The organism is Paracoccus binzhouensis (genome assembly GCF_016446475.1).
GTDB classification, from domain to species: domain Bacteria; phylum Pseudomonadota; class Alphaproteobacteria; order Rhodobacterales; family Rhodobacteraceae; genus Paracoccus; species Paracoccus binzhouensis.
Genome location: NZ_JAEHFP010000024.1, coordinates 24,298 through 41,129, shown reverse-complemented (window position 1 = coordinate 41,129; position 16,832 = coordinate 24,298). Strand labels below are relative to the sequence as shown.

At 69.5% G+C, this 16,832-nt stretch carries 16 protein-coding genes; 15 read left to right on the top strand and 1 reads right to left on the bottom strand.

Going from position 1 to position 16,832, the window contains the following annotated elements; genetic code table 11:
• From I9P22_RS08275 to I9P22_RS08260, 4 genes are all read left to right on the top strand, one after another.
• On the top strand, positions 1-816 hold an 816-nt coding region (locus tag I9P22_RS08275; protein WP_199259036.1), incomplete at its 5' end, for a (2Fe-2S)-binding protein.
• A gap of 128 nt (positions 817-944) precedes the next feature.
• Positions 945-2,408, top strand: a complete 1,464-nt coding sequence (locus I9P22_RS08270) for an aldehyde dehydrogenase family protein (protein ID WP_199259034.1) — start codon at positions 945-947, stop codon at positions 2,406-2,408.
• 11 nt (positions 2,409-2,419) lie between these two features.
• Entirely contained in the window at positions 2,420-3,472 is a 1,053-nt protein-coding gene (locus I9P22_RS08265; RefSeq protein ID WP_199259032.1) for a tartrate dehydrogenase, read from the top strand.
• Positions 3,469-4,929, top strand: a complete 1,461-nt coding sequence (locus tag I9P22_RS08260) for an NAD-dependent succinate-semialdehyde dehydrogenase (RefSeq protein ID WP_269846636.1) — start codon at positions 3,469-3,471, stop codon at positions 4,927-4,929. Before I9P22_RS08265 ends, I9P22_RS08260 begins: the two co-directional genes overlap by 4 nt.
• 28 nt (positions 4,930-4,957) lie before the next feature.
• On the opposite strand, the gene I9P22_RS08255 is transcribed toward I9P22_RS08260, so the two are convergent.
• Positions 4,958-6,091 (bottom strand): 3-hydroxyacyl-CoA dehydrogenase, encoded by a 1,134-nt coding sequence (locus I9P22_RS08255; protein WP_199259030.1) that lies wholly within the window; start codon positions 6,089-6,091, stop codon positions 4,958-4,960.
• Positions 6,092-6,231: 140 nt separating this feature from the next.
• Between I9P22_RS08255 and I9P22_RS08250 the strand changes: the two genes are divergently transcribed.
• From I9P22_RS08250 to I9P22_RS08200, 11 genes are all read left to right on the top strand, one after another.
• Positions 6,232-8,517 carry a bifunctional salicylyl-CoA 5-hydroxylase/oxidoreductase gene (locus tag I9P22_RS08250; RefSeq protein WP_199259028.1) on the top strand — a complete coding sequence of 762 codons (2,286 nt, stop codon included), beginning with the start codon at positions 6,232-6,234 and terminating at the stop codon, positions 8,515-8,517.
• The gene (locus I9P22_RS08245) at positions 8,514-9,251 is read left to right on the top strand and encodes an SDR family NAD(P)-dependent oxidoreductase (protein WP_199259026.1); all 738 of its coding nucleotides are present in this window, start codon (positions 8,514-8,516) and stop codon (positions 9,249-9,251) included. The genes I9P22_RS08250 and I9P22_RS08245 overlap by 4 nt, the downstream gene beginning before the upstream one ends.
• Positions 9,248-9,685, top strand: coding sequence for a MarR family winged helix-turn-helix transcriptional regulator (locus I9P22_RS08240; RefSeq protein ID WP_199259024.1), 438 nt, complete (start codon positions 9,248-9,250; stop codon positions 9,683-9,685). Before I9P22_RS08245 ends, I9P22_RS08240 begins: the two co-directional genes overlap by 4 nt.
• Entirely contained in the window at positions 9,682-10,494 is an 813-nt protein-coding gene (locus I9P22_RS08235; RefSeq protein WP_199259022.1) for an enoyl-CoA hydratase family protein, read from the top strand. Before I9P22_RS08240 ends, I9P22_RS08235 begins: the two co-directional genes overlap by 4 nt.
• A gap of 3 nt (positions 10,495-10,497) precedes the next feature.
• Positions 10,498-11,634 carry an acyl-CoA dehydrogenase family protein gene (locus I9P22_RS08230; protein WP_199259020.1) on the top strand — a complete coding sequence of 379 codons (1,137 nt, stop codon included), beginning with the start codon at positions 10,498-10,500 and terminating at the stop codon, positions 11,632-11,634.
• Between the two features lie 16 nt (positions 11,635-11,650).
• Positions 11,651-12,103 (top strand): cupin domain-containing protein, encoded by a 453-nt coding sequence (locus I9P22_RS08225; RefSeq protein WP_199259018.1) that lies wholly within the window; start codon positions 11,651-11,653, stop codon positions 12,101-12,103.
• Positions 12,103-12,522: an acyl-CoA thioesterase gene (locus I9P22_RS08220; protein WP_199259016.1), complete on the top strand. Its 420-nt coding sequence runs from the start codon at positions 12,103-12,105 to the stop codon at positions 12,520-12,522. The genes I9P22_RS08225 and I9P22_RS08220 overlap by 1 nt, the downstream gene beginning before the upstream one ends.
• Entirely contained in the window at positions 12,512-12,910 is a 399-nt protein-coding gene (locus tag I9P22_RS08215; RefSeq protein ID WP_199259013.1) for a RidA family protein, read from the top strand. Before I9P22_RS08220 ends, I9P22_RS08215 begins: the two co-directional genes overlap by 11 nt.
• A gap of 66 nt (positions 12,911-12,976) precedes the next feature.
• Positions 12,977-14,617 carry an AMP-binding protein gene (locus tag I9P22_RS08210; RefSeq protein ID WP_199259012.1) on the top strand — a complete coding sequence of 547 codons (1,641 nt, stop codon included), beginning with the start codon at positions 12,977-12,979 and terminating at the stop codon, positions 14,615-14,617.
• 96 nt (positions 14,618-14,713) lie between these two features.
• The gene (locus I9P22_RS08205; RefSeq protein ID WP_199259010.1) at positions 14,714-15,859 is read left to right on the top strand and encodes an ABC transporter substrate-binding protein; all 1,146 of its coding nucleotides are present in this window, start codon (positions 14,714-14,716) and stop codon (positions 15,857-15,859) included.
• 60 nt (positions 15,860-15,919) lie between these two features.
• The gene (locus tag I9P22_RS08200; RefSeq protein WP_199259008.1) at positions 15,920-16,831 is read left to right on the top strand and encodes a branched-chain amino acid ABC transporter permease; all 912 of its coding nucleotides are present in this window, start codon (positions 15,920-15,922) and stop codon (positions 16,829-16,831) included.
• Position 16,832 lies beyond the last annotated feature (1 nt).

Here is a 16,832-nt window from a genome sequence, read left to right as displayed (position 1 = left end):
GGGCTGGCGGCGGTGCTGGACACCGCCCCCCTTGCCGCGCAGGCCCGCGGCGGCCTTGGCATGGCGCTGGCCCGGCCGCTGGTGACGGCGCGCGGCATGGCGATGCGGACCCGGCTGGGGCGGCTGTATCATCCCGGCGTCCGGCTGGAGCGGATCGCAGAGGCGGCGGTGCATTGGCGCGACGCCTGGGGCCGGGCGCGGGTCACGGCCTGCGACGCGGTGGCGCTGGGCTGGCATCTGCGCGCGGAAACGCAGCTGGCCGACCTGGCCGGCGCCCGCTTCGCTTGGTCCGAGCCCTGGGCGCAATGGCTGCCGGTCGCGGATGACATGGGCCGCGCAGGGCCGGGCCTCTATCTGGCGGGCGACGGGCTGCGCATCCTGGGCGCGGATGGCGCCGAGGTCGCGGGTACCCTGGCGGCCAATGCCTGCCTGAACGACCTGGGCATCGCCACCCCCGATTCCGCAGCGTTGCTGCGCCGGGCCCAGCGGCTGAGGCGCTTTGCCCTGGCGCTGGCGCGGGCCTTTCCCTGGCCCTCGGGCCAGCTGGACGCGCTGGCCGATGCCGCCGTGCTGTGCCGCTGCGAAGGCGTCACGGTGGGGCAGATGCGCGCCGCCGTCGATCTGGGCGGGGCCGAGGCCAACCGGGTGAAATCCCTGGGCCGCATCGGCATGGGCCGCTGCCAGGGCCGCTATTGCCAGCTGGCCGCCGCCGAACTGATCGCCCGCCATGCCGGGATCGCTCCGCAGGCCGTGGGGCGGCTGCGCGGCCAGCCGCCGGTGCGGCCGGTCCCCGTCGCCGCGCTGCTCGAGGACTGACGGCATGGCATGACGGCACAATATTCTGCGCGCCGCCGCCGCACGGTGGTTTCTGCCGGCCTTCGCGGTCCTTCGGCAGCTTCCGCTTCGCCCTTTGCCTCACCCTTGCCGCATCAGCCGAGGATGCCATGACCTTCGCCTTCGACCCCCTGTCCCTTCGCCTGCCCGCCGGCCATTTCATCGACGGCGCCCATGTCGCCGACACGCCGCGGGCCGAGTTGCGCGCGCCCTCTACCGGCCAGGTGATCGGGCAGGTTCCGGTGGCGGATGCGGCGATGGTGGACCGGGCGGTGACCGGCGCGCGGCGGGCGCTGGCGGCCTCGGGCTGGGCGGAGCTGCCGCCGCGCCACCGGCTGGTCGCCCTGCACCGCTGGGCCGAGCTGATCGAGGCCGAGGCCGGAACCCTGGCGCGGCTCGAGGCGGTCTGCTCCTCGCGCCCGGTGGCGCAGGCGGCGACGGGCGACGTGCCGGTCACCGCCGAGCAGATCCGGTTCTTCGCCGAATTCGCCGACAAGGAATGCGGCGCCCTGGCGCCCACCGGGGCGGGCAGCCTGGGCTTCGTCGCCGCCGAGCCCTATGGCGTGGTCGGCGCCATCGCGCCCTGGAACTTCCCGATCTCGATGGCGGGCTGGAAGCTGGCTCCGGCCCTGGCGGCGGGCAATGCGGTGGTGCTGAAACCCTCGGAGATGACGCCCTTTTCGGCGCTCTGCCTGGCCGAGCTGGCGGTGCGGGCGGGGATTCCCGCCGGCCTGGTCAATGTGGTGCAGGGCGACGGGCCGTTGACCGGGGCGGCCCTGGTCGGCCATCCGGGCATCGACAAGGTCAGCTTCACCGGCTCGACCCGCGCCGGCGCCGCGATCATGGAGAACATCGCGCGCAGCGGCATCAAGCCGATGACGCTGGAGCTGGGCGGCAAGAGCCCGATGCTGGTCTTCGACGATGCCGACCCGGACCTGACCGCCGATTGCCTGGAACGCGGCATCCTGCCCAATGCCGGGCAGTTCTGCGTCGCCGGATCGCGCATCATCGTGCAGCGCGGCATTGCCGACGCCCTGGCCGAGCGGCTGGCCGCCCGCTTCGCGCGGCCGCGGCCGGCGCCGACCTGGGCGGAAAGCCCCGGCTTCTCGCCCATCATCTCGGAACCGCAGCTGCGGCGCATCGACGGCATCGTGCAGGCGGCGCGGGCGCAGGGCGGCGAGATCCTGTGCGGCGGCGCGCGGTTCGATTGCGAGGGCAGCTTCTATCGCCCGACCCTGATCGGCGGCGTTTCGGCCGACAATCCCGCCGTGACCGAGGAAATCTTCGGCCCCGTCGCCACCTTCCAGACCTTTGACACCGAAGATGAAGGGATGGCCCTGGCCCGCCACCCGAATTATGGCCTCTGCGCCGGGCTGTTCACCCGCGACCTGTCCCGGGCGCTGCGCCTGACCCGGCGGCTTGAGGCCGGGACCGTCTGGGTCAACCGCTATGGCCGGTCGCGCGACCATATCCTGCCGACCGGCGGCTGGAAGGCCTCGGGTCTGGGCAAGGATCTGGGGCGCGAAGCCTTCGCCGCGAACCGCCGCACGAAATCGGTGCTGATCGACATCTGAAGGAGAAGACCATGACCGCCCACAAGATCGCGCTGATCCCCGGCGACGGCATCGGCGTGGATGTGACCGACGCCACGATGCAGGTGCTGGACGCCGCCGCCGCTCGTTTCGGCTTCACGCTGGAACCGACCCGCTTCGACTGGTCCTGCGAGACCTATCTGGAAACGGGCCGCATGATGCCCGAGGACGGAATCGAGCAGCTGCGCCCCTTCGACGCGATCTACCTGGGCGCGGTCGGCTGGCCCGCCACGGTGCCGGATTCGGTGTCGCTGCACGGGCTGCTGCTGCCGATCCGCAAGGCCTTCGACCAATATGCCAACATCCGCCCGCACCGGCTGCTGCCCGGCGTGGAAGGTCCGCTGAGGGCGGAAGGCTTCGACATCCTCTGCATCCGCGAGAATACCGAGGGCGAATATTCCGGCGCCGGCGGCCGCGTCCATCAGGGCAAGGGCAACGAGGTCGCCGTGGAAACCGCGATCTTCACCCGCAAGGGGGTTGAGCGCATCCTCCGCTTCGGCTTCGAGCAGGCGCGGGCGCGACGCGGGCATCTCACTTCGGTCACGAAGTCGAACGCGCAGAAATACTCGATGGTCTTCTGGGACGAGGTGACGCGGGAAATCGCCGCTGAGTTCCCGGACGTGACCGTCAGCCATATGCACATCGACGCCATGGCCGCGAAGATGGTGATGGCGCCGCAGGATCTGGACGTGATCGTGGCGTCGAACCTGTTCGGCGACATCCTGACCGATCTGGGCGCGGCGATCCAGGGCGGCCTGGGCTTCGCGGCCTCGGCCAATATCTGCCCCGACCGCAGCGGCCCGTCGATGTTCGAGCCGGTGCATGGATCCGCCCCCGACATCGCGGGCAGGAACCTCGCCAACCCCATCGCCGCCATCTGGTCGGGGGCGATGATGCTGGAGCACCTGGGCGAGAAGCCCGCCGCCGATGCGGTGCTGGCCGCCATCGAATCCGCCACCGCCCGGGGCATCGGCATCCGCCCCGGCCTGCACGGCACCGATGCCATTACAGCAGCCGTCCTGGCCGCGCTGGAGGAACAAGCATGAACCAGATGACCGATTTCGGCCCGCAGCTGAACGATCCCGGCCTGTTCCGCCAGGCCGCGCTGATCGACGGCCAGTGGATCGCCCGTCCCGACATGGAAGTGACGAATCCCGCCACCGGCCGCGCCATGGGCACGATGCCCGACTGCTCGGCGGATGAAACCACGCAGGCCATCGCCGCCGCCGAACGGGCGATGGTGGAATGGCGCAAGCGCACCCATGCCGAACGCGCCGACCTGCTGATGGCCTGGTATCAGCTGATGCTGGACCACGCGGACGACCTGGCGCAGATCCTGACCGCAGAACAGGGCAAGCCCCTGGCCGAGGCGCGGGGCGAGGTCGCCTATGGCGCGTCCTTCCTGCGCTGGTTCGCCGAGGAAGCGCGGCGCATCAACGGCAAGATCATCCCCTCGCCGGTGCCGGGCAAGAAGGTCTTTGCCATGAAGGAGCCGGTGGGCGTCTGCGCGATCATCACGCCCTGGAACTTTCCCATCGCGATGATCACCCGCAAGGTCGCCCCTGGCCTGGCGGCGGGCTGCACGATGGTCGTGAAGCCGTCGGACCTCACCCCCTATTCGGCGCTGGCGCTTGGGGTGCTGGCCGAACGCGCGGGCATTCCCCCGGGCGTCATCAACATCCTGACCGGCCGGCCCGAGGTGATCGGCGCCACCCTGACCGCCAGCCCGGTGGTGCGCAAGCTGTCCTTCACCGGCTCGACCCACGTCGGCGCGCTGCTGGCCGAGCAATGCGCGCCGACGCTGAAGCGCCTGTCGCTGGAGCTGGGCGGCAACGCGCCCTTCATCGTCTTCGACGACGCCGACCTGGACGCGGCGGTCGAGGGCGCGATGCTGTCCAAGTTCCGCAATGGCGGGCAGACCTGTGTCTGCGCGAACCGCATCCTGGTGCAATCGGGCATCCACGACGCCTTCGTCGCGGCGCTGGCGAAGCGCGTCGATGCGCTGCAGGTTGGCCCCGGCACGGCCGAGGGCACGACCATCGGCCCGATGATCAACGCCGCCGCCATCGCCAAGATCCGCGCCCATGTCGAGGACGCGCTGTCCAGGGGCGCGACCCGCGCCACCGCGGCGCGCACGCTGCCCGAGGGCTATGCCGACCCGGTGGTGCTGGTCGGCGCCACGACCGCGATGCAGCTGGCCGCCGAGGAAACCTTCGGCCCGGTCGCCCCGATCTTCCGCTTCGAGACCGAGGAGGAGGCGCTGGCCATCGCCAACGACACGCCCTTTGGCCTGGCCGCCTATTTCTTCACCCGCGACCTTGCGCGCGCCTTCCGCGTCGGCGAGGCGCTGGAATTCGGTCTGGTCGGGCTGAACACCGGCGCGGTCAGCCATGCCGAGACGCCCTTCGGCGGCGTCAAGGCCTCGGGCCTGGGCCGTGAGGGTGCGCAGGACGGGATCGAGGAATACCTGGAAACCAAGGCCTTCCATTTCGGCGGGCTGTAGGGCCCGGCAGCCTTGCCGCGGCCCGGCGTCACGGGCTGCCGGGGCGAGGCATCGCCAGCACCGGGGACGGCCGGTAGCGCCCCTGCAGATGCGCCGGCGCGGCGGCGGAGAGCCGCTGCAGCCGGGCCAGCACCGGCCCGCGCCCCTGCGCGGCCAGGATCTCGAACGGGCCGCGCGGGAAGTTCAGCCCCAGTTTCAGCGCCGTGTCGATGTCTTCGGGCGTGGTGCCGCCCTCGGCCAGGAGCCAGCCGGCCTCGTTGACCAGCGCCGCCTCGATGCGCAGGACGATGGCCTGGGCATCCGCCGGGGCGGGGCCGGGCTTGTCGGGGAAAAGGAAGCCCCGGCCGGTCTTGCGCCCAAGATCGTCTTGGGCGACCTGGCGCTTCAGCGCGTCGAAGACGTGATAGCGCGGGTGGTTCTGCATGGCGGCGGCCAGGCTTTCGGTGGCCGCCAGGTTGATGTCCGCCCCCACCAGGTCGATCAGTCCGAAGGGACCCAGGGGATAACCCGCCGCCAGCATCGCCGCGTCGATTTCACCGGCGCTTCGGCCTTCCTCCAGCAGTGCCAGCGCCTCGCCATAGAAGGGCCGGGCGCAGCGATTGACGATGAAGCCGGGCCGGTCGGGGCAGGGGATCACGGTCTTGCCCGCCGCCTCGGTCAGGCGCCGGGCCCGCTCCAGCGCTGCCGCGCTGGTGCCGGAATGCGCCACCAGCTCGACCAGCTTCATCACCGGTGCCGGGTTGAAGAAATGCAGGCCCAGCAGGCGCTGGGGCTGCGAAAGCCCCTCGGCCATGGCGGCGACCGACAGGGACGAGGTGTTGCTGGCCAGAACCGCATCGGGCGCCAGCACAGATTCCAGCGCCGCGAACAGGGCGCGCTTGACCTCCATGCGCTCGACCACCGCCTCGATGGCCAGATCGGCGCGGCCCATGGCCTCGGCGCCGTCGGCCAGGGTGATGCGCGCCAGAATCGCCTCCAGTTCGGATTGCGCCAGCTTGCCCGCCTGCACCCGCCGGGCCAGGCCTGCGCGCAGCCGCTCCAGCGCCGTTTCGCGCGCGTCCGGCGCGGCATCGGTCGCCAGCACGGCGAAGCCCGCGGCGGCATAGGTCTGGGCGATGCCCAGCCCCATCGTCCCCAGCCCGATCACGGCGATGGTGGTCATGTCGGAATCTCCGCCCCTGTCCTTGGCCCATCATGCCATGGCCGGCAATCGTTTCAAGCTTGAAATTTTAAACTTGAAACGAATCCGATTCGCTGGCAGCTTTTCCCGCAACGGGCCGGAAAGGCGCAGGGAGGCGAGCGATGAAGATCTTGTGCATGGGCGGCGGGCCGGCGGGACTGTATTTCGCCATCTCGATGAAGCTGCGCGACCCCTCGCACCAGATCACCGTGCTGGAGCGCAACAAGGCCAACGACACCTTCGGCTGGGGCGTGGTGCTGTCGGACGACGCGCTGGGGCGGATGCAGCAGAACGACCCTGCCAGCACCGAGGCGATCCGCAGCCATTTCGCCTATTGGGACGATATCGCCGTGGTGCATGACGGGGTGCGCACCGTCTCGGGCGGGCACGGCTTTGCCGGCATCGGCCGCAAGCAGATGCTGGTCCTGCTGCAAGCCCGGGCGCGCGCGCTGGGCATCGACCTGCGCTTCGAGACGGTGTTCAGATCGGCCGAGGAATACCGCCGGGACTATGACCTGGTGGTGGGGTGCGACGGCATCAACAGCCTGGTGCGCAGCGAATATGCCGAGGTGTTCCAGCCCGATATCGACACCCGTCGCTGCAAGTTCATCTGGCTGGGCACGCATCAGAAATTCGACGACGCCTTCACCTTCATCTTCGAGCGGACCGAGCATGGCTGGGTCTGGGCGCATGTCTACCAGTTCGACGGTGACACCGCGACCTTCATCGTCGAGACCCTGCCCGAAACCTGGGAGAAGCTGGGCTTTGCCGACATGTCCAAGGAGGAATCGGTCGAGACCTGCCGCAGGATCTTCGAGCGCCATCTGGGCGGCCACGCGCTGATGTCCAACGCCGCGCATCTGCGCGGCTCGGCGGTCTGGATCCAGTTCCCGCGGGTGATCTGCGAGCGCTGGTATCACGAAAACGTCGTGCTGATGGGCGATGCGGCGGCGACCGGGCATTTCTCGATCGGCTCAGGCACGCGGCTGGCCTTCGACAGCGCCATCGCCCTGGCCGAATACCTGCATTCCGAACCGACCATGCAACGCGCCTTCGAGCGCTATCAGGAGGAGCGCCGCGTCGAGGTGCTGCGCCTGCAATCGGCCGCCCGCAACAGCCTGGAATGGTTCGAGCAGGTCGAGCGCTACCTGGACATGGAGCCGCTGCAATTCGCCTATTCGCTGCTGACCCGTTCGCAGCGTATCAGCCACGAGAACCTGCGCCTGCGCGACCCCGAATGGCTGGGCCGGGCCGAGGACTGGTTCCAGGAACGCGCCGGCGGGCGCAAGGGGCGGCGCCCGATGTTCGCGCCCTTCCGTCTGCGCGGCATGGAGTTGGAAAATCGTGTCGTCGTCTCGCCCATGGCACAATACAAGGCCGTGGACGGCTGCCCGACCGACTGGCATTTCGTCCATTACGCCGAACGCGCCAAGGGCGGCGCCGGGCTGGTCTATACCGAGATGACCTGCGTTTCGCCCGAGGGACGGATCAGCCCCGGCTGCCCGGGTCTTTATGCGCCCGAGCACGAGGCCGCCTGGAAGCGGATCGTCGATTTCACCCATGCCGAGACACGGGCCAGGATCTGCATGCAGATCGGCCATTCCGGCCGCAAGGGCTCGACCCAGCTGGGTTGGCAGGATGCCGACCGGCCGCTGGCCGAGGGCAACTGGCCGCTGATCTCGGCCAGCGCCATCCCCTGGCAGGACGGCAACGCGGTGCCGAAGGCCATGGACCGCGCCGACATGGACATGGTGCGCGACCAGTTCGTCGCCGCGACCCAGATGGCGGCGCGGGCGGGCTTCGACATGGTCGAGCTGCATGCCGCGCATGGCTATCTGATCTCCAGCTTCATCTCGCCCCTGTCGAACCGGCGCGAGGACGAATATGGCGGCCGCCTGGAAAACCGCATGCGCTATCCGCTCGAGGTGTTCCGGGCGATGCGTGCCGCCTGGCCGGCGCAAAAGCCGATGTCGGTGCGCATCTCGGCCAATGACTGGGTGGGCGACGAGGGCGTGACGCCCGAGGAGGCGGTGGAAATTGCTCGGATGTTCGCCGATGCCGGCGCCGATATCATCGACGTCTCGGCCGGGCAGACCAGCACCGGGGCGCGGCCGATCTATGGCCGGATGTTCCAGACGCCGTTCAGCGACCGCATCCGCAACGAGGCCGGGCTGGCGACGATGGCGGTGGGCAATATCACCGAGGCCGATCAGGTGAACGGCATCCTGCTGGCCGGCCGGGCCGATCTGGTCTGCCTGGCGCGGCCGCATCTGGCCGATCCCTACTGGACCTTGCACGCCGCCGTCGAGGCCGGGGACGAGGCCGCGGCCTGGCCCTTGCCCTATCTGGCCGGCCGCGACCAGGCGCTGCGGCTGCGCAACCGCGCGCAGGAGGCGATCCGGGCATGACCGTCACGGGCAAGCGGGTGCTGATCACCGGCGGCGGCACGGGCGTCGGCGCCGATCTGGCGCGCGCCTTTGCCGGGGCCGGGGCCGAGGTGGTGATCTGCGGCCGCCGCAAGGCGCCGCTGGAGGCGATGGCCGAACGGACCGGCGCCCGCGCCCTGACCGCCGACGTGACCGACGAGGCCAGCGTCCAGGCGATGTTCGCCGCGGCCGGCCCCTGCGACATCGTCATCGCCAATGCCGGGGCGGCGGACAGCGCGCCCCTGGGCCGCACCACTCTGGAACAGTGGAACGCCATGCTGGCGGTGAACCTGACCGGCCCCTTCCTGACCTTTCGCGAGGGGCTGGCGCAAATGCCCGGCTGGGGCCGGCTGATCGCCGTGGCCTCGACCGCCGGCCTGCGGGGCTATGCCTATGTCGCGCCCTATGCGGCGGCCAAGCATGGCGTGGTCGGGCTGGTGCGCAGCCTGGCGCTGGAGGTGGCGCGCCGGCCGGTGACGGTGAACGCGCTTTGCCCCGGTTTCCTGGATACCGAGATGACGGCGCGATCCCTTGCCACCATCATGGGCAAGACCGGCAAGAGCCGGGATCAGGCGCTGGCCGCGCTGACCGCGACCAATCCGCAGGGCAGGCTGATCCAGCCCGCCGAGGTCAGCGCCGCGGCACTGTGGCTGTGCGGGCCGGGCTCCGAGGGGGTCAACGGCCAGGCCATCGCCATTTCGGGGGGCGAGGCATGAGCGATCCGCTGTCCAAGCGCCGGCTGAAGCTGTGGATCCGCCTGCTGGGCGTCACCCGCACGGCCGAGGGCCAGCTGCGCGAATTCCTGCGGGTGCGGCACGACACCACGCTGCCGCGTTTCGACGTGATGGCCGCCCTTTATCGCCGGCGCGAGGGGCTGAGCATGACCGAGCTGTCGCGGATGCTGCTGGTCTCGAACGGCAATGCCACGGCGGTGGTGGACCGGCTGGAAAAGGACGGGCTGGCCCGGCGCACGCCGTCCGAGACCGACCGGCGCACGGTGCTGGTGGCCCTGACCCCCGAGGGGCTGGCGGCCTTCGAGGGTTTCGCCGCCGATCACGAGGCCGAGGTGAACCGCATCTTCGCCGACCTGACCGAGGAGGACATCGAGTTGCTGACCGAGATCCTGAAACGCATGGGGGGCGCGAAATGACCGAGCTGGCTGGGCTGAAGCCGCAGCATTTCCTGTGGGAGGTGCGGGACCGCATCGCCACCATCCGCCTGAACCGCCCCGAGCGCAAGAACCCGCTGACCTTCGACAGCTATGCCGAGCTGCGCCACACCTTCCGCGCGCTGGTTTATGCCAGCGACGTGGATGTGGTGGTTCTGGCCCCAAACGGCGGCAATTTCTGCTCGGGCGGGGATGTGCATGACATCATCGGCCCGCTGGTCGGCATGGACATGAAGGGGCTTCTGGCCTTTACCCGCATGACCGGCGACCTGGTCAAGGCGATGATCGGCTGCGGCAAGCCGGTGATCGCGGCGGTGGACGGGATCTGTGTCGGCGCCGGCGCGATCCTGGCCATGGCCTCGGACCTGCGGCTGGCGACGCCGCAGGCGAAATGCGCCTTCCTGTTCACCCGCGTCGGGCTGGCCGGCTGCGACATGGGCGCCTGCGCCATGCTGCCGCGCCTCATCGGCCAGGGCCGGGCGGCCGAGCTGCTTTACACCGGCCGGGTGATGGGCGCCGAGGAGGGCCAGGCCTGGGGCTTCTGGAACGCGCTGCATGACGCCGATGCGCTGGAGGCCGAGGCGCTGGCGCTGGCGCGGCGGCTGGCCGCGGGGCCGGTCTTTGCCCATGGCATCACCAAGACCCAGCTGAACCAGGAATGGAACATGGGGCTGGAGCAGGCGATCGAGGCCGAGGCGCAGGCGCAGGCGATCTGCATGCAGACCCGCGATTTCGAGCGCGCCTATCGCGCCTTCGTCGCCAGGGAGAAACCCGTCTTTCAGGGGGATTGAGACATGGCGGATCGCAGCTTTCTGGACTGGCCGTTTTTCGAGACCCGCCACCGCGAGCTTTCGGCGGCGCTGGAGGACTGGTGCGCGGCGCATCTGCCGGTGGATCACCGCGACGTGGACGCGGCTTGCCGGGGGCTGGTCGCGGCGCTGGGGCAGGCGGGCTTTCTGCGCCATAGCGGTGCGGCCAAGGGCGAGGTGCTGGACGTGCGCAGCCTGTGCCTGATCCGCGAGACGCTGGCGCGGCACGACCCGCTGGCCGATTTCGCCTTTGCCATGCAGGGGCTCGGCATGGGGGCGGTGTCGCTGTTCGGCACTCCCGGCCAGCGCGAATGGCTGGACCGGACGCGCACGGGCCGGGCGATCTCGGGCTTCGCGCTGACCGAGCCGGGGGCCGGCTCGGACGTGGCCAGCACCGCGACGCTGGCCGAACGCATCCCGGGCGGCTGGCGGCTGACGGGCGAAAAGACCTATATCTCGAACGGCGGCATCGCCGATCTCTATGTGATCTTCGCCCGCACGGGAGAGGCGCCGGGCGCGCGGGGCTTGTCGGCCTTTCTGATGCCTGCCGACAGCGCCGGGCTGACGATTGCCGAGCGGATCGAGGTCATCGCGCCCCATCCGCTCGCGCGGCTGAAGCTGGACGGGGTGGTGCTGCCCGACGCGGCGCTGATCGGGCGGCCAGGCGAGGGGTTCAAGATCGCCATGTCGGTGCTGGACGTGTTCCGCCCCACGGTCGGGGCGGCGGCGCTTGGCATGGCCCGGCGCGCGCTGGACGAAGCCCTGGCGCGGGTGCGCAGGCCGCGGGTGGGGGGCGGCACCCTGGCCGATCACCAGATCGTGCAGGGCCATCTGGCCGACATGGCGCTGAAGGTGGATGTGGCCGCCCTGCTGGTCTATCGCGCCGCCTGGACCAAGGACATGGGCGCGCCCCGCATCACCCGCGAGGCGGCGAAGGCCAAGCTTTATGCCACCGAGGCGGCGCAGGAGGTGATCGACGCCGCGCTGCAACTGCATGGCGGCGACGGCGTGCGGCACGGCACCGCGGTCGAGGCGCTTTACCGCGACATCCGCGCCCTGCGCATCTACGAGGGCGCCAGCGACGTGCAGCGCGTCGTGATCGCCCGGAGCGTGCTGGGCTGAGCAACAGGAGGACGGCATGGACAAGGCATTGGACGGCGGCATCACCCGCCAGGGCGATGGGATCGGGGGCATCGAATGGAACATCCTCGGCCAGCGCTATTTCCCCAAGGCGGATTGCGGCAGCACCTTCGCCTTCGAGACCAACAGCGAGCCCGGCCAGTTCGTGCCGGTGCATATCCACCCGACGCAGGACGAGTTCATCCTGGTGCAGGAAGGCGAGCTGCATGTGAAGCTGGACGGTGTCTGGTCGGTGGCCAGGGCGGGCGATCTGGTGCGGATGCCGCGCGGCGTGCCGCATGGCTATTTCAACAAGTCGGACAAGCCGGCGCGGGCGCTGTTCTGGGTCTCGCCGGCCGGCAACCTGCGCGCGCTGTTCGAGGCGCTGCACGACCTGACCGACATTCCGACCGTCGTCGAACTCTCGGCCCGCCACCAGGTCGACTTCCTGCCGCCGGAGGCCAATGACTGATGCGTTATCTCCGCCGGATCCAGGTCGAGTTCAACCATTGCGACCCGGCGGGGATCGTCTTCTATCCCCGTTACTTCGAGATGCTGAACTCGGTGATCGAGAATTTCTTCGCCGAGGTGCTGGCCTATCCCTTCACCCGCATCCATGTCGAGGAACGCTGCTCGGTCCCGACGGTGCAGATCGAGGCCGGCTTCCGCGCGCCCTCGCGGCTGGGCGAGGTGCTGGAATTCGCGCTGGAGCTGCAGCATGTCGGCCGCTCCAGCGCGCGGCTGGTGCAGCGGGCCAGTGCCGGCGGGCAGGAGCGGCTGCACTGCGTCTCGACCCTGGTCTGGGTCACGCCCGAGGGGCGGGCGGCGCCCTGGCCCGGGGCGATCCGCCGCAAGATGACCGCATTCATGGAGGCAAGCGATGGTGCATGAGGTTCTGCATCCCAGGAACTGGAAGGCGACGCCGGGCTATTCCAACGGCATCGCTGCGACCGGGCGGATGGTGTTCACCGGCGGCATGATCGGCTGGAACGCCCAGCAGGAATTCGAATCCGACGATTTCGTCGAACAGGTGCGCAGCGCGCTGTCGGCCATCGTCGCCGTGCTGGCCGAAGCCGGCGCGCGGCCCGAACATCTGGTGCGCCTGACCTGGTATGTCACCGACAAGCGCGAATATCTGGGCGCGCTCAAGGGTGTCGGCCAGGCCTACAAGGAGATCATCGGCCGGCACTATCCGGCCATGGCGCTGGTGCAGGTCGTGGCCCTGGTCGAGGACCGTGCCAAGGTCGAGATCGAGGCAACCGCCGTGATCCCCGCCTGACGGGGGCGCGGCAGAAGCGGGCCAAGGCACGACAAGAGGCCGGCCCGCCCAACAGGGAGATTGAAGATGACGGGCAATCCGCCGCTTGGACCCTCGGCGCATGTCGATAGCTTCTCGCGCGACAACCTGCCGCCGGCCGAGCTTTGGCCGCAGCTGAAGCTGGAGGGGTTCGCCTATCCCGAATACCTGAACGCCGCGGTCGAGCTGACCGACCGCATGGTCGAGAAGGGCTTCGGCGACCATATCGCGCTGATCGGCAACGGCCGCATCCGCAGCTACAAGGAACTGACCGACTGGACCAACCGCATCGCCCATGCGCTGGTCGAGACTTACGGCGTGCGGCCGGGCAACCGGGTGCTGATCCGCTCGGCCAACAACCCGGCCATGGTGGCCTGCTGGCTGGCGGCGACCAAGGCCGGGGCGGTGGTGGTCAACACCATGCCGATGCTGCGCGCGGGCGAGCTGGCCAAGATCATCGACAAGGCGCAGGTCAGCCACGCGCTTTGCGACACAAGGCTGATGGACGAGCTGGCGCTGGCCGCCAAGGACAGCCGCCATCTGAAGACCGTGATCGGCTTCGATGGCACGGCGAACCACGATGCCGAACTGGACCGCGCCGCCCTGTCCCAGCCGGTGCGGTTTCAGGCGGTGCAAACCGGCCGCGACGACGTGGCGCTGCTGGGCTTCACCTCGGGCACCACGGGCGAGCCCAAGGCGACCATGCATTTCCACCGCGACATCCTGATCATCGCCGACGGCTATGCCCGCGAGGTGCTGGAGGTGCGGCCCGAGGATGTCTTCGTCGGCTCGCCGCCCTTGGCCTTCACCTTCGGGCTGGGCGGGCTGGCGGTGTTTCCGCTGCGCTTCGGCGCCTCGGCGGCGCTGCTGGAAAACGCCACGCCGCCGAACATGGTCGAGATCATCCAGAAATACCGCGCCACCATCTGCTTCACCGCGCCGACCGCCTATCGGGTGATGATGCGCGCCATGGACGAGGGCGCGGACCTGTCCAGCCTGCGCGCCGCCGTCTCGGCCGGCGAGACGCTGCCCGCGCCGGTCTACGAGGAATGGATGGCCAAGACCGGCAAGCCGATGTTGGACGGCATCGGCTCGACCGAGATGCTGCACATCTTCCTGACCAACCGTTTCGGTGACAGCCGCCCGGCCTGCACCGGCCGCCCGGTCGCGGGCTACGAGGCGCGGATCATCGGCCCGGACGGGCACGAACTGCCACCGGGCGAGACCGGGCGGCTGGCGGTGCGCGGCCCGGTCGGCTGCCGCTATCTGGCCGACCCGGAGAAGCAGCGCGCCTATGTGCAGGACGGCTGGAACCTGACCGGCGACAGTTTCTGGCGCGACGAGCAGGGCTATTTCCACTTTGCCGCCCGCACCGACGGCATCATCATCTCCTCTGGCTACAACATCGCCGGCCCCGAGGTCGAGGCGGCGCTGCTGGCCCATCCCGACGTGCTGGAATGCGCCGTGGTCGGCGCCCCGGACGAGGCGCGCGGCCAGATCGTCGAGGCGCATGTCGTCCTGCGTCCCGGCGCCGCGGCGGGCGCGGCGATGGCCAAGGGCCTGCAGGATCACGTCAAATCGGTGATCGCGCCCTTCAAGTATCCGCGCCGCGTGGTGTTCACCGAGGCGCTGCCCAAGACCGAAAGCGGCAAGATCCAGCGGTTCCGCCTGCTGGAGGGGCGGGCGTGACCAGGGCCGCGGGCTGATGCGCGAAATCCGTTGCAGCCCGCGACCGCATCATAAAAACATGCGACAACCAATCGCGCTTCAAACAGGGAGTTTGTCATGGAACTGAAAAGGCTGCTGATCTGCGGCACCGCCGCTCTGGCCCTTGCCGGGGCCGCTCAGGCCGAAGGCGTCAAGGTCGGCATGATCACCACGCTGTCGGGCGGCGGTGCCGGCCTGGGCGTCGACACGCGCGACGGCTTCCTGCTGGCGCTGAAGAACGCGGGCGATGCCGGCAAGGAGGTCGAGCTGGTTATCGAGGACGACCAGCAGAAACCCGATGTCGCGGTGCAGATCGCCGACAAGATGATCCAGTCCGAGCAGGTGGACGTGCTGACCGGCATCGTCTGGTCGAACCTCGCCATGGCGGTGGTGCCTGCGGCGGTGGCGCAGGAGAAGTTCTACCTGTCCACCAACGCCGCGCCCTCGCAGCTGGCCGGGGCGGGCTGCAATCCGAAATATTTCTCGGTCTCCTATCAGAACGACAACCTGCACGAGGCCGCCGGCGCCCATGCCACCGAGGCCGGCATCGGCAAGATCTTCATCATGGCGCCCAACTATCCCGCCGGGCAGGATTCGCTGGCCGGCTTCAAGCGCTATTACAAGGGCGAGGTGGTGGGCGAGGTCTATACCCAGGTCGGCCAGACCGATTACGCCGGCGAGATCGCCCAGATCCGTGCCAGCGACGCGGATGCGGTGTTCTTCTTCCTGCCCGGCGGCATGGGCATCGCCTTCATGAAGCAATATGCCGAATCCGGCGTCGGCAAGCCGCTGATCGGTCCGGCCTTCAGCTTCAGCCAGGACATCCTGCCCGCCGTGGGCGATGCCGCGCTGGGGGTCAGGAACACCGCGCAATGGTCCAGGGATCTGGACAACCCGGCCAACAAGGCCTTCGTCGAAAGCTTCCAGGCCGAATATGGCCGGCTGCCCTCGCTTTACGCGGCGCAGGCCTATGATACGGCGAACCTGCTGATCTCGGCCGTCGCCAAGGCCGATCCGGGCGATGCCGACGCTTTCCGCGCGGCGCTGGCCGAGGCCAATTTCCCCAGTGTGCGCGGCAAGTTCCGCTTTGGCCCGAACCAGCACCCGATCCAGGACTATTACGTGCGCGAGGTGGTCAAGGAAGGCGACGTGCTGACCAACAGGATCATCGGCCCGGCCATGACCGACCACGGCGACGCCTATGCCGAGCAGTGCAAGATGTAAGCCCTGCCGGGCCGGGTCGACAAAGCCCGGCCCCCAGGCAAATCGGGAGAGAAAGCGGTGATGCTTCTGGCCGAGCAGGCACTGAACGGCCTGCAATACGGGATGATGCTGTTCCTGATGGCGGCCGGGCTGACCCTGGTCTTCGGCGTCATGGGGCTGATCAACCTTGCGCATGGCTCGCTCTACATGACCGGGGCCTTCGCCTGCGCGGCGGTGGCGGCGGTCACCGGCTCGTTCTGGCTGGGGCTGGCGGCCAGCCTCGTGGCCGCCGCCGCGGCCGGCGCGCTGGTCGAGATCGCGGTGATCCGCCGGCTTTACGCCCGCGACCACCTGGACCAGGTGCTGGCGACATTTGCGCTGATCCTGGTGTTCTCCGAGGGCACGCGCTGGCTGTTCGGTTCCTTCCCGCTTTACCTCAAGCTGCCCGGCTCGCTTTCCGGCGCGGTGGTGCTGCCGGGCGGGCTGCATTACCCGCTGTTCCGGCTGGTGATCATCGGCTTCGGCGCGGCGGTGGCCCTGGGCCTGTGGTGGCTGATCACCCGCACCCGGCTGGGCATCCGCATCCGCGCCGGCGAGGCAGATCGCGAGATGATCGGCGCGCTGGGGGTGGACATCGCGCGGCTCTACACCATCGTCTTCGCGCTTGGCGCGGCGCTCGCCGGGCTGGCGGGCGCGCTGGTCGGCACCATCCAGTCGGTGCAGGTCGGCATGGGCGAGCCGGTGCTGATCCTGGCCTTCGTGGTGGTGGTGATCGGCGGTATCGGGTCGATCAAGGGCGCCTTCGTCGGCGCGCTGCTGGTCGGCATGACCGACACGCTGGGCAAGGCGCTGCTGCCGGACCTGTTCGGGCAGGTGCTGGACGCCTCCAGCGCCGATACCGTTGGGGCCTCGCTGGCCTCGGTGCTGATCTATGTGCTGATGGCCGTGGTGCTGATCCTGCGGCCGCAGGGGCTGTTCGGGGCAAGGGGCTGAG

Coding starts and splice junctions, on each gene's coding strand:
- I9P22_RS08270 (WP_199259034.1), top strand. CDS start 945: ATGACCTTCGCCTTCGACCCCCTGTCCCTTCGCCTGCCCGCCGGCCAT.
- I9P22_RS08265 (WP_199259032.1), top strand. CDS start 2,420: ATGACCGCCCACAAGATCGCGCTGATCCCCGGCGACGGCATCGGCGTG.
- I9P22_RS08260 (WP_269846636.1), top strand. CDS start 3,469: ATGAACCAGATGACCGATTTCGGCCCGCAGCTGAACGATCCCGGCCTG.
- I9P22_RS08255 (WP_199259030.1), bottom strand. CDS start 6,091: ATGACCACCATCGCCGTGATCGGGCTGGGGACGATGGGGCTGGGCATC.
- I9P22_RS08250 (WP_199259028.1), top strand. CDS start 6,232: ATGAAGATCTTGTGCATGGGCGGCGGGCCGGCGGGACTGTATTTCGCC.
- I9P22_RS08245 (WP_199259026.1), top strand. CDS start 8,514: ATGACCGTCACGGGCAAGCGGGTGCTGATCACCGGCGGCGGCACGGGC.
- I9P22_RS08240 (WP_199259024.1), top strand. CDS start 9,248: ATGAGCGATCCGCTGTCCAAGCGCCGGCTGAAGCTGTGGATCCGCCTG.
- I9P22_RS08235 (WP_199259022.1), top strand. CDS start 9,682: ATGACCGAGCTGGCTGGGCTGAAGCCGCAGCATTTCCTGTGGGAGGTG.
- I9P22_RS08230 (WP_199259020.1), top strand. CDS start 10,498: ATGGCGGATCGCAGCTTTCTGGACTGGCCGTTTTTCGAGACCCGCCAC.
- I9P22_RS08225 (WP_199259018.1), top strand. CDS start 11,651: ATGGACAAGGCATTGGACGGCGGCATCACCCGCCAGGGCGATGGGATC.
- I9P22_RS08220 (WP_199259016.1), top strand. CDS start 12,103: ATGCGTTATCTCCGCCGGATCCAGGTCGAGTTCAACCATTGCGACCCG.
- I9P22_RS08215 (WP_199259013.1), top strand. CDS start 12,512: ATGGTGCATGAGGTTCTGCATCCCAGGAACTGGAAGGCGACGCCGGGC.
- I9P22_RS08210 (WP_199259012.1), top strand. CDS start 12,977: ATGACGGGCAATCCGCCGCTTGGACCCTCGGCGCATGTCGATAGCTTC.
- I9P22_RS08205 (WP_199259010.1), top strand. CDS start 14,714: ATGGAACTGAAAAGGCTGCTGATCTGCGGCACCGCCGCTCTGGCCCTT.
- I9P22_RS08200 (WP_199259008.1), top strand. CDS start 15,920: ATGCTTCTGGCCGAGCAGGCACTGAACGGCCTGCAATACGGGATGATG.